A 14,370-nucleotide genomic window follows, 5' to 3' on the forward strand; every position below is an offset into this window, starting at 1 on the left:
AAGTAATAGCGCTAAAATCTTATCCATTATATTTTTTTTTAGCAAAAGCCATATACCAGCAATTTGAAAAAAAAAATTTAAAAATAAAGTCAAAATTATTTCCTTAATTTAAAAACAAATAAATTTTATCAAAAATTCTCTAAATAATTCTTGTCAGTCACTACTTTGATTACAGAAGAATAATGATTGATTTGTTCAATCTACTATTTGCCTAATAGCCCTATCAACATCAGAATATTTACTCAACTCTATAACACCAATAGAAAAAGTCTGAAGAGCGCTAAGGTTCTTGTTTGTTTTTTCGCCATTTTTCCTTCCGAAGCCAAATAGTGTCATAAACTCTTTATACACATAATTGTCTTGAAGATTCTTTGTCCCCAAAAGCCATCCATTCGGGCGAAGGCAGATCTCCGTTAAAAGGCTCAGTGATTTGATGTTTTTCCTTATCTACCGAAGCATACCAGAATTCGGTACTATCCATTTCACCACTAGGCACACCTTCATACTGCACCCAGTATTTGTACCCCGGACTTACTTCTGCCATGGTAAAATCACAACGATTAGCGTAAAAATACCATTGTCCCTTCCAATTTCCGTTTTCAGAAGTAAATACGATACAAATATGTTCTTCAGATGCTATCTTCACTTCAAAAGTAGAAGGCCGTACCAGCGTTCATAGCATGAAAATAACTTCCGTCTTTACGGTGAATTGCATTTGGAAAATCACGGTATTCCCCTTTGTGTCCCGAACCTTCTTAATTGTTAAAACCAATCCAATCGACACCGTCCCTACCTATCATACTTGAAAGCCTCCCCTTTCTTTCTCAAGATAATAAGTAGCCAAAGCAGACTCAATTATATAGGCTGCTCCTCCCCCTGCAGATTTGTCTATGCCTCCTGACTATTGTACATGCTGAGACGTACAGGAAACCAACCAAAACAGCATTAGAAATATTGGTGAAGCTTGTTTTAGTATCTTATCATTATTTTAAAATTAGTAAAACTTATTCGCAATGTGGCGTTCAACTTCTACACAGAGGCTTTATCTAAAATGATTAACCATGAATGGTTTCATCTTTCCCATACTTTTGAATCACTTCTGCTTCAAACTCAACTAACTCTTGCCAGCGTTTGTCGACATCTACATCTTGGCCATATTTGCGAGCAAAACCAATAAATATAGTGTAGTGACCTGCTTCACTAATCATTAAGTCCCTATAGAATTTAGATAATTCGGGGTCTTGTATTTCCTCTGAAAGTATTTTAAAACGTTCGCAGCTTCTTGCTTCTATCATTGCAGAAAACAAAAGTCTATCTATCATCGATTGTAGCCTATTACCACCTTTATTCATAAATTTATACAGCTCATTTACATAACTGTCCTTACGTTCTCTTCCCAATGTATAACCACGTTTTTTAATAATATCATGAACCATTTGGAAGTGAACTAGCTCTTCTTGAGCTAATAAAAGCAAATCGGTTACTAAATCTGTATACTCTGAATTAAGTGTAATAATGGTTATAGCATTAGTTGCTGCCTTTTGTTCGCACCATGCATGATCCGTTAGTATTTCTTCTATGTTTTTTTCAACAATATTTACCCATCGAGGATCAGTTGCTAATTTTAAATGAAGCATGTGCTATTTATTTTTTTGGCAAAAATAGGTGTATAATTATCATGTTAAATGATAATTAACAAATAAGCATTATTTATAATCAAGACAAAGCCTGTAGACTCTTATCTAAATAGGTTTTCTCACAAACACCAAACAATTATGACAAGAATATTTAGTTATATCTCTATGAAAGTAAGGTCGAATAGTTAATTTTGTACGGAATTACTCAGTAAAACTTGTTTCTATACATTTTCAAGTACTTTCCTGCACTGACAAAAATAAAAATCTAATCTTTACTTATGTTTAATTTTTTCTCCAAGAAACATTTTTTAATTGATCACTTAGAAGGTTTTATAGATATACATAACCATATATTACCTGGCATAGATGATGGAGCAAAGACTGTTGATGATTCCATTGAACTTATTAAAGGTTTTAGTGAGTTCGGAGTGACAGATTTTATATGCACTCCGCATATAATGGAGAACTACTACCCTAATACTCCGATTACCATCAATAGCTCATTATCGTTACTTAAAAATGCTTTAAAAATGAATAATTTAGGACATGTACGTATTGATATCGCTGCAGAGCACATGATAGATTCAGGATTTGAAAAAATTCTAGAGGACAACCAATTTATGCCTTTAGCAAAAAATTATCTTTTAATTGAAATGTCTTATCTACAGGCATCTATTAATTTTGATAGTGCAACTCAAAAAATAAAAAGTTCTGGGTTATTTCCCATTTTTGCTCATCCTGAAAGGTATGCATATCTACATAAAAATCTCAAAACATATCCAGAATATAAGGATGAAGGGCTATTGTTTCAAATGAATATTTTGTCTTTAAGCGAATACTACGGTAAAGAAGTAAAACAGACAGCCCTTTGGCTATTAAAAAATAATCTAATTGATTTTATAGCTAGTGACATCCATAAAATTTCTCAATTAAATTCTTTGAAAAAAATAAGCTTCAATGAAAAAACACTGACTCTTATTAAGCCTCTAATTGAAAAAACTATTTATAATTTTAAATAACTTATTTTATAAAAGTTGACTACCTAATTTTTATCTCTCACTTTTTTAAAGTCATTTTACAGGCATCAAACGAATTGAATAATAATACTTTTAGAAGAACAATCATTATTATTCTACACTTGATTCAATAAAAAAACGGAATTTCTAAAATAGAAATTCCGTTTTTCAAACTTTTATAATATACTATTGTTAGTTTCTAACTACCAACTTTTTAACTAATGGAATATCTTGACCTTGCACGTATGCATAAACAGTATAGATTTCATTTCTTAAATCTCCAATATACAGTTCATAACTACCATTACCATTGAACGACTCTAAGTAATCATATGCTTTAACCAGCCTACCACTAGTATCATAAATATAGATACCTAGTAATGGTGCAGGCACTTCTAAATTAATAAATACTTGAGCATTTTCACTAGCTGGATTAGGCGATATTACCATATTATCCATAGAAGCATCATACACTTCATTTTGGTTAATGTCCCAGTCAAAGTTAACCGTACTCGATTCTGAAGGATTACCATCATCGGTGACAGTAACCGTTACTGCATACGGGCTGTTTTCAGAAGCCCCTGCCGCTATCGTGCCACTAATTAACCCCGTTGAAGAATCTATCGTCAACCCTTCAGGAAGATTAGATGCCGTAAAGGTCAAATTATCATCATCAGTAGCAAGAATCTGTAAAGAAATCTCTTCGCCCTCCATTCCGCTTTGCGCTTCAGGATTTGTTACCTCAGGTGCTTCATTAACAACAACAGCAACATCAGTTACGTTCCAAACAAATGAAACCGTACTTGCTTCCGAAGGGCTACCGTCGTCCGTTACAGTAACAGTCACTGAGAATGGACTATTATCAGAAGCTCCAGCCGTAATGGTACCGCTAATTAATCCTGTAGTCGCATCAATAGTCAACCCATCAGGTAGATTGGTTGCCGTAAAGCTCATATTATCGTCTTCGCCATCGGCCGCTACAACCTGCAGTGAAACCACATCACCCTCTACTCCGTTTTGTTCTCCAGGATTTGTAACCGTAGGTGCTTCATTAACAACTACAGCAACATCTGTTACAATCCAATCAAAAGTCACTGTACTTTCTTCTGAAGGACTACCATCATCCGTTACAGTAACAGTTACTGAGAATGGACTATCATCAGAAGCTCCAGCAGTAATAGTACCACTGATTAATCCTGTAGTCGTATCAATAGTCAACCCATCAGGTAGATTGGTTGCCGTAAAGCTTATATTATCGTCTTCGCCATCTATAGCTTCAATCTGTAATGAAACCACATCACCCTCTACGCCATTTATTTCACCAGGGTTTGTAACTACAGGTGCTAAGTTGATAACCACATCTGTTACAATCCAATCAAAAGTCACTGTACTTTCTTCTGAAGGACTACCATCATCCGTTACAGTAACAGTTACCGAGAATGGACTATCATCAGAAGCTCCAGCAGTAATAGTACCGCTAATTAATCCTGTAGTCGCATCTATCGTCAACCCATCAGGTAGGTCAGTTGCAGCAAAAGTCATATTATCGTCTTCGGCATCTGTTGCTTCAATCTGTAATGAAACTACACTACCTTCTACTGCGTTTTGCTCTCCTGGATTTGTAACCATAGGAGCTTCATTAACATCTACAACGGCATCAGTTACAGTCCATGTAAAGGTTTCAACAGTTGATGCAGCTGGTACACCATCGTCAGTAACAGTTACTTCAACTTCATAAGGACTACTATCCGATGCCCCTGAAGTTAATGTGCCACTTATAAGACCTGTTGCACTATCTAATGTAAGACCTGTTGGTAAATTATCCACTGTATATGTTAAACCATTATCTTCTATATCGGTAGCAACAATTTGTAGCGAAACAACTTCACCTTCTACATCATTCTGATCACCTGGGTTTGTAACCGTCGGTGCTTGATTAGCAAGAGCATTAACGGTTATCGTAATTGTATCCGTGTCTGAAAGAACACCATCACTTACGGTTAATTCTACTTCATATTCACCAGCGGTATCAAAAATATGTGTAGGATTTGCAATGGTCTCTGTTGCAGTACCATCCATAAAATCCCATAGATAATCCGTGACCCCTGTATCGTCAGTTGAATTACTTCCTGTGAAATTCACTGTTAATGGTGCATCTCCAGAAATAACATCTGCTTCCAATACCGCTACTGGAGCATTATTACCGGCTTCACCTACATTCCATACAAATTCAATTGTATTCGATTGAGCAGGGCTACAGTCATCTGTTACCGTTACTTCAACATCATATGGACTGTCTTCCGAAGCACCTCCTGAACCACCACCTTGTGTAGATTCTGCAGCAGCAAACAAGCCCGCCTCGTCATAATTTTGACTAACTAAATGTAATGCTATCCTATCAATAGAGTGACCTTCTGATCTAGATGAAATTTCCATGGTATAAGAACCTACGTTATCAAACTCTACGAAAACCCAATGTGCATCATTATCACTGGTTTTGGTACTCCAATTCCAACCAAGTGTATTGGTATACACCTTTAACCAACCATCTGCAGACTCACCTTCTACCTCTGGTGTTTTACTTAATCCTTTAGGATAAACAATACTACCAGATCCATCTACGTTCTTTGCTCCATAAAAATCATCTGCATTATCAAATCGTAACCAAGCATCATTGTGTTCAGTAGTTGGATCATCAGGATCCTCTATTCCAATATTATTATGCCATTGAAATCTATAAACACCAGGCGTGGTTATTTCAACCTCTGTAGTAATAGTTCCATTTCCAGGAGTAGTAAAGCTATCTACTGAATTATATAGATAACCACTGCCTGTAAAACCTGTTTCAGTAGTTTCTTCTGTCCAATTAGTTCCATAAGTTAAATTCTCCATCTCAATAACTACTAGACCATTATTCTCTTGATAAGCTCCAGTACCTGCTCCACCGTTAGAAACTGTACCGGAAATTTCACCTGTATCAGAATCTATGGATAAACCTGCGGGCAAGCCAGTTGCACTATAGGTTTCATCAGTACAAGCTCCTGTTGCTTCAATTTGCAAGGAAACAACTTCCCCATCGTTACTGTTCTGAGTACCAGGATCTGTAATTTCTGGAACATTTACAGCATTAGATAAGGTTATTTCCTTAGTTGTACCATTACCATATGTAATTGTTAACAATGCACTTCTATTATCTCCGGTTCCGGATAGACTTATCTCAATTGGATGCGTATTATTAGCATTCAATAACTGATTCGTTAATTCACCAGATACAATACTAAAATCACTAGCGTTGGTTCCTGAAATGACCATCGATGTAATTATAACACCAACATTACCATTTTCTATATTTAAATCTATCGATTCTGTTTCGCCATCGGCGATCAATAATCCATCTAAAGAATTTACTTCACTGGCAATACTTGGACTACCAACCGGTGCATCTTCACCATAGTATTCCATGTTCTTTTGTTGACCTTCACCTCGTAATGGAGAACCTGCCAAAATAAAAATTCCGTTTCCAGAAACAATCGCCTGTGTACCGTGTCTCGGTGAATTTAAACCTGGTAAGGTTACCCATGATTCCGTTGTTGGGTCGTACTCTTCAACAGTGGTCAAAGACGGTCCCGCAGTTTCGGTTTCCCCTCCAATAACCATTAATTTATCATTAAAATTGACTGCAGAAGCTCCACCTCTAGAAGTTGGTATATCTTGAGCAGTTGGTAAGGTAGACCAAGTTTCGTTTGTGAAATCATAAACATCAACTTCTGAAATGGTAGGTGCAAATACTCCTCCAGCTCCTCCTGAAAGACGACCTCCAGAAACATAAAGCTTATCATCAATAACAACTGCAGCAAAGTGATCTCTTTCTCTCGGCGCATCAGCTAAAGGTGTCCATACTCCGGTTGCAGGATCAAATTCATCAAAATAAGAAACATAGCCACCATCATGACCTATAGTGTTTCCTGCAACCACATAAAACTTATTATTGTACATCACTAATCCTGCAGAACCTCTTCTTCTAGAAGTCGGTATCTCCGGACCTTGAATCCACTCTTCAGTGGCAGGGTCAAATGCCCAAACATATTCTGCAGGGGCCTCAGAAGGATAAAGATTATCCTTAAATGCACCAATCACCCATATTAAACCTTGGTACTCTGTAGCTTGAAAATGATTAAACTCAAAAGGAGCTGAATCAACTAAAGAATTCCAAGAATCAGTAGTATAATCATAAATATCAATAGTCTGTGCACTTTCACGACCACCCATCAGGTAGAACTTATCACCAGCTTGAACAAATGAATTCTCATGTCTTGCCGTATAATTCTGGTCTTCATTTTTTAATACCCAAGTAGAAGCAATTGTCCATGTAAACACTGTACTAGCAGGAGCAGAATTAGGTTTAACCACCGTAACCACTACTTGGTGTGTTCCATTATTGTTTGGACCACCAACTGACGATGTCTCTTCAATAGTACCACTTATCTGTCCAGTACTTGAATTTATACTGATACCATCGGGCTGACCAGATATATAATAAACGATGTCTTCATTAGCGTCACCGCCAGTACCCGTTGCACTAAAATTAACCGCTTCATCAATATCATTTGTTTGATTAGCGATAGCCGATATAGACAAAGTAGGATTTGCAGTATCTACTTCAAATATTTCAATTGCACTCACTATCGGGTTTTCAGCAACACCATGAAGGAATTCTAAATTTAATTCACCATCATTAAGTGTTATTGGATAGGAAAGCATCCCTGCCGTCAAATGACCGAACTCAGATATTAAATCCAAATCATTCTGTACAACGACTCCTTCTAATGTTATATCAAATATTCTATCACCAACTTCACTTGCTGGTTCATAGCTGTTACCTAAATATAGATTTACTACATAATCACCATTTTCTAGGTCGAATATAAATTCCATTTCATCACCATCAGCCGCATCATAACGTTCTCTTCCAAAAATTCCGTCGAAGGTAGTATTATCAATATATGCAGGTATACTACTGTCCCTATCATTAAAAGCTAAGGTAGAATTAATTGAAAAACCTGTATTTACTGAATATAAACTAGAAGTATAAACACCTTGAGTGTTGTTGAATTTCCAATCTGTTGCCTCATCGGTTGCTGCAACTAATTCACCACCAACATTTACTCTGTATGTTGTTGCGTCAAAAATTACCCAATCAAAAGTTATGGTAACAGCATCACTGGTTAGACCATCGTTATCATCAACTGTTATAGTAACTGTATAAGGGCTGTTTAAATCAGCACCAGCCTCAACTGTACCACCGATAACACCTACAGTTGATTCTATAACCAAACCTGGTGGCAGACCTGTTGCCGCATAGTTTTTATTTCCATCGCCACCAAAAGCAGACACAGCCAAACTACCATCAAGTTGTTCACCTATTGGAGTTCTTTGATCTTCAACATCGGCAACATATATTGGAGTCTCTGAATCAGAAGCATCTAAAATCTCAATTCCGTTGACCATTGGGTTTTCAATATCACCATGTAGAAATACAATATTTATCTCACCATCGGAAACTGGTATAATATGACTTATTAAAGTACCAACTTCGTTACCGTAAGTGCCCGACAAATCTATATTATCAAGTGCAGGATAAATTAAGCCTTCAATTTGAACATCAAATAAACGTTGTTCGGCTTCTGAAGTACCTTCCCATCCATTACCCATATACAACCTAACCTCATAATTACCAGATTGTGTCACTGGAAAAGAATAAGTCATATTAGGAGCTCCAGGTGCGCTATCGGCCCTTTCTGTTTTAAATATTTCATTTGGCGTAGTATTAGGAACACTTGCTCCTGCACTTGCATCAAAAGAAAAAGTTTGATCGCTCCCAGGCTCCGAAAGATAAGCGGAATTATTTGCCGTAGTATCTTCCTCCCAATCAATATCATCATCAATTGCCGCTATTTCTGGCCCACCAGAATTAACACGGTAAAGAACGAAAGGTGAATCGGTAACGTTTACTTCAAATGTTTGTTCTACAAAATTTAAATCTTCATCTGTAGCACGAACTGTTATCGTACTATTTGCAATTACACCAGGGTAAGACAATGTCAACTCATTTCCATTGATAACCACACCAACGTTGGTATCTGTATTACCTTCTTCAGTATAAGTCAAATTAGCAGTACCATTATCATCATCGAAAAAATTATCTAATTCAATAGTTTCATCGTTCGAGTTGATATATCTATCCAAATCTGGTATCTCACCTGCAAGGTAAGGTTTACTATCTAGTACACTCAAGAAGTCCCAAGTACCTTGAACTTCAACACCCGAAGCATTTGAAGTACCTATTAGACCTACAGCTAAATCTGTTGAAGTTTCTTGTAATGCAGTTAGAATATTTCCTGAAGCATTAAGTGTACCAACAACACTACGCGTAGTCGCACCATCAAAGGCATATTCACAAATAACGTCTCCGTTTTCGGGGTTCACTTCAAAAAATAAAACGGCACTATCGGGTCTGTCACCCGTAGGAACAACCACAGTAATTGGGGTTTGTGGCACATCATTAATTTCTTGCAATACGGTAATACCATCATTGGTCAATACCATTTTTATATAATTACTCTGCGTACCATCACCAATAAAAATACCTAACTCTCCATTTGGTGCAGCAGTATTGCCATAAAGCTGTAATGGATCATCAAAATTAGCCATGTTTGCTGCGACTGTAAATATTTCGGTTGTTTGATCTACTTGTATACCATATTGAAATCCTTTTTCTTGAGTATTTGTAGTACCTAAAGCTGTTCCAGAAGTCCAGTTAATCGTAACTCCTCCAATAGCACCCCCCAAAATATCATTAGGATTGGGATCATTAGGATCATCATCCCTATCAAGCCAATTTTGCCAGTTCGGGTTAGGATCACCATTATTCATAAAACCAGTAAAGCCTAAGCCTCTATAGCCGCCTAAATCGGTATCCGAAAATAGTTCATTGATCAATGGTATGGTAAAAGCATCACTACCAGTAGTTAAAGGGTCACCTAATTGAAAAGGATCTACATCATCGTTTATACTGTCATTATCGTCATCAAGGTCTGTTAAATTAGAAACAAAAGGTGCTCCTGCAGATTTATCAAAATCTTCTGGTTGAGACCCACCATTACACGGGTCAGTACCATTATCAACTTCATCTTGATTCGTATAACCATCTTCATCATAATCTGCAAGAGGGTCATATTCAGGATCACTAGGATCAATACAATCCACTAAATCTCCTGGTTCTAAAACAAGAATTTTAGAAACAATGCTACTATTCCCCCCATTACCACTAAAAATTCCAAGCCAAATGGTACCAGGAAAAGGATCAGTCTCGCCATTACAAGATACCCCAAGTGCATTCCCTCCTAAGTTTGAAGCAAAATCAGAATCCAAATCCTCTAAATAGCCATTAACTTCAAGTTGTACCCTTCTTAAGAATCCATCATCGGTTCCTGCAAGTAAATCTCCTTTCATTTCACCATCGAAATTGTCGGTAGTATACTCGTCTATACCGTTGGTATTTGTTCCCCAAATTGTAACGATATCATCTTCATCACCATCGGGATTTTCAATACCAGGTCCTCTCCAATCACCTTCTACAGCATTTGCTGTCTGTACTGGAGGCCAGTTCGCAGGCAATCCCAAAGTTGGATCTGTCGTAGAATTAGTAGTAGAACCATCTGGGTCATATACCATAGTTCTAAATACCGCATCATCATTGTTTGTACTAGTTGGCGTGTAATATAACCCAGCACCTATTGGGTTTGCTCTAACAGGGTTAGGGTGCCCACCGTAATAACTTCCAAATACATAGCTTTGAATATCAGTGGTAATCAAATGTAAATGGTCTAGATTATTTATTTGTTCTCCGCCTGATGGAGTTGAGCTACCTGGTTCCCCAACAACATAATTATTAGTAACCGTACCGTCTATTCCTTCATTTTCTGGAAAACCACCCCAACCACCATTAGCACCATTATCTGTAACATATACAGCACCACTTTCAGTAATCACCAAATCATAGGCATTTCTATAACCTGGCGAAAATATCTGTACCGGACCACCTGGCACAATCATTGCTTGATTAAGACCATCATTACCACCAAAAGGATCATTTTCATCGATTCCATCGTATCCAGGTTCATTTGGATCTATAATACCGTTAACATTAGCTCTTGATGGATCATCTAAAGTAGGTATATCATAAATATAACTACGACCATCATCATTTAATGTGGGCATTGCTTCTAGTAAGTCCAAATTAATAGAAAGAATAGCACCAGATAGCGCATATTCATTTGCATAATTAAAATTTATAGATGGACTACCTCCATTTGTATGGCCACCTTGGGCTACGATTAAATAATCAACACCACCAACTGTAACAAATTCCAATCCATTAGTAGCATGATTTTCTTCAGATCGAGGTAAACCTCTTACCAAATCGACCACATCCCATGTTGTTCCATTCCAAGTGAATCTTGTAATTATTCCAGAATTGGTATCAAGACCAGTATCTCCTTCACCTCCACCAGTTCCTCCGCCAATTCTAAAATCACTAGATGTGGCATAAATAATTGGAAATTGCTCTGTTCCTGCCAAAGTTATACCCGTTGTTTCACGTAGTATTGATGATTCTTCACTACCATCATCGTTATGATTCTGGATACCATCGATACCTGTTATAGTTTCAGTATCGGTAACTTTAAAATCACTATCGCCAACTCTTTCAATAGTTAATGCTTTTATTGTACCTGCATATTCAGAAAAATACAACCGACCATCTGGTCCAAACATTAACGATGTAGTAACCAAAGCGTTACCATTTCCATCGAAATCAAGTTCACTTAGATTAAAATTAACCTGTGCATTCATCTGGGTGACACCTAAGACGAATAGCACAAAAACATTAAAAAATAAAGATTTGAAGTAATTGTGTTTCATATTCTTGGAGAATAAAATAATACTAATAAATAGCCGAATTTCACGGCCAATTGATTTTAAAACAAATATAATTCAATATCACTTTAGTAGAATAATACGGTTCTTATATTCGTTTAAACCTGAATGTTACTCGATAAAATACAGGTATAAAAATCAGGACATATAGTAAGAAAAAAGCTATAAAGCACTAAGGGTTTATTAAAACAGATGAACTGTCATGTGATATAATAAAGTAAAACAAGCTCCATATTTACAGCCTAACGGCTAAAATCAAAAAGATTTCAACTGTTAGGCTGTCGTAATTAATGCGCATAAAAAAAAGCCGCAATTGCGGCTTTTTTTTATTTATATGTATAAATTTTAACTAGAATTTCCACCACTTTTTGGCATTTTTACCATAGCCATAGCCATATTTACCACCATAACCTAAACTGTCTAAACTAACATCATTAACAACAAATGAAACCCCTTTCAATTTACCTTCTTCACGCAAATTCAATGGGAATTTTACTGCTGACTCATCAGTTACACCTGCTCTAGTCACATAAATAATATGGTTTGCATAAGGCGCAATCAACAGGGTATCACTTACCACCATCATTGGAGCTGTATCTACAATTACATAGTCATACATTTCAGAAACCTCTTCTAACAAATTCTCTACTTTAGAGCTCATTAACAGCTCGGCAGGATTTGGTGGAATTTTACCTGAGTAAATAACATCAATGGTATTATGATGTACCAACATAGGCCTTATTAAATCTTTGACCTGAATATTATCATCCAACAAATATTCAGTTAATCCCGCATCCTTGTTTCGTGAAGGCGTTTTAAGCTTATCTACTGCATCTCCTGAAAAGAAAGAATACAATTTAGGGTTTCTAATATCTGCACCAACCAATAAAACTTTTTTGTCCGTACTTGCTAAAATCATCGATAGATTAGATGAGACAAATGTTTTTCCTTCACCTGGTGTACTAGAAGTTACATAGATAATATTATTCTTATTACTGTTACTCGCCCTTTTAGTTTTAATAAGAAAATCTAAATTAGCACGAATAATCCTTAATGCTTCTGCAAGAACCGAGCGATCATCATTGATAATAATTTTACTATCTTTTTTTGAAAGACTTGGCAACTCACCTAATACAGGAATATCTTTAGTAAACTTTTCTAAACTATGTTTGTTCTGAATTTTAGTATCTAACTGATCCTTACCATAAATAACGCCAAAAGGTAATAATAAGCCTAACATTAACGCAGCCAAATAGGTGATTGCTTTTTTCGGTTTTACCGGAGTAGGGCTTGAAACATAAGCGGTATCAATAATATTTGATTTTGGTGCCGCAGATGCAAATGCAATTTGAGACTCCTCTCTTTTCTGCAAGAGATATAAGTATAATGACTCTGTAGTTTCTTGTTTTCTAGTTATATTACGTAATTCTCTTTGATTTTCAGGAGCAGAATAAATAGTACCTTGTATTCTACCTAACTGACTCTGAAGTGTACTTACACTCATTCCAACATTTTGTTGTAAAGAATTTAAACTTGACTTCATCGTATTTTTAATACCGTCTAGTTGTTCATCAAGATTAACAATCATTGGGTTTTGTTCATTAGAACTCTTCAATAATCTTTTTCTTTCTGCAACTAAGGTATTATATTGAATCGTAGCTTGACTTAAAGCCCCACTACCAACGTCTACTACTGGCATTTCTTCATAACCGGTTTCACCGCTTACATAATCTTTTAAACTACCAACCATTTGCAATTGAACCTTGGCATTTTCTAGGTTTTGTCTACTACCTGCGCTTACTTGTACTGCAGCACCAACTTCCAAACCAGAACCGGTCATCCCTTTTTCCGTTAAAAGTTCTTGAGCATCTTTATCTACATTCGTTAATGTACCAGAAATCAATTGAATTCTATTATTAATAAAATCTGAAGTGGTATCAGCTACACGACGTTTTTCTTCAACTGCATTTCTATTATAAACTTCAATTAGTTTATCTATAATATCTTTTGCCTTATTCGGTATTGCACTCGTCATCGACACATCTAAAATATTAGAAAACTCAGCACTTACCGAAATTATAACCGCAGATTTAAATGAACGTGCTACTTTTTCTATAGGAGTTATCGAAACTTGATATCTTTTACCTATTAAAGCTTTTGGGTCTTTTACATTTGGTGTTAATATCATATCACCCACTGGTGTCGATATACCATTACCAAAAGAATACATTTTAGATGGTTTATCTTCGTCCTCCGTAAACCCAAATGTATTCCCAGAAGAAAATTCTATAAAAAAACTATAATTCGCGTTATAAACAGTAGAATCGGCCGCAATAAAATTAATTTTAACCGGCGGATTTGAATATACTTCTGAATTTATAATGTTACCTAAGGCCATGATCTTTACATTAGCCCCTAACTCTTTCGCTACTTCTATAAAGTTAGATCTTGAACCTAAAATTTCAATTTCATCTTCCACTTGTTTTGACGAACCACCAAAAATATCAAGATCTTGAAAAACACTCATTTCACTACCTGAATTTTTTTCCTGTACAATCTGTATCTGAGATTTAACTGCATATTCTGGTGTAGTATATCTTATATTAACATATGCTATCACCAGTGCTATTAATCCACACAACGCAAACCATTTCCAATGTTTTACGTAGGTGAAAATAACATTTTTAATATCTTCTTTTTTATCTGAAAAGCTCATAAAA

Annotated in this window: 5 protein-coding genes; 1 reads left to right on the forward strand and 4 read right to left on the reverse strand. The window is 36.1% G+C overall.

Annotation, left to right across the window (positions count from 1 at the left end; genetic code table 11):
* Positions 1-343: 343 nt before the first annotated feature.
* Positions 344-646, reverse strand: a complete 303-nt coding sequence (locus ACJJVP_RS17405; protein WP_405415747.1) for a hypothetical protein — start codon at positions 644-646, stop codon at positions 344-346.
* Positions 647-1,055: 409 nt separating this feature from the next.
* Entirely contained in the window at positions 1,056-1,637 is a 582-nt protein-coding gene (locus ACJJVP_RS17410; protein WP_405415749.1) for a tRNA-(ms[2]io[6]A)-hydroxylase, read from the reverse strand.
* Between the two features lie 278 nt (positions 1,638-1,915).
* Here ACJJVP_RS17410 and ACJJVP_RS17415 point away from each other — a divergent pair, with 278 nt between their 5' ends.
* Positions 1,916-2,656 (forward strand): tyrosine-protein phosphatase, encoded by a 741-nt coding sequence (locus ACJJVP_RS17415; protein ID WP_405415751.1) that lies wholly within the window; start codon positions 1,916-1,918, stop codon positions 2,654-2,656.
* 189 nt (positions 2,657-2,845) lie between these two features.
* On the opposite strand, the gene ACJJVP_RS17420 is transcribed toward ACJJVP_RS17415, so the two are convergent.
* Complete coding sequence (locus ACJJVP_RS17420; RefSeq protein ID WP_405415753.1) at positions 2,846-11,566, reverse strand: putative Ig domain-containing protein; 8,721 nt, start codon at positions 11,564-11,566, stop codon at positions 2,846-2,848.
* Between the two features lie 433 nt (positions 11,567-11,999).
* Positions 12,000-14,366 (reverse strand): GumC family protein, encoded by a 2,367-nt coding sequence (locus ACJJVP_RS17425; RefSeq protein WP_405415756.1) that lies wholly within the window; start codon positions 14,364-14,366, stop codon positions 12,000-12,002.
* Positions 14,367-14,370: the final 4 nt, after the last annotated feature.

Source organism: Maribacter sp. Asnod1-A12 (assembly GCF_045063735.1).
In the GTDB taxonomy this organism is placed as follows: domain Bacteria; phylum Bacteroidota; class Bacteroidia; order Flavobacteriales; family Flavobacteriaceae; genus Maribacter.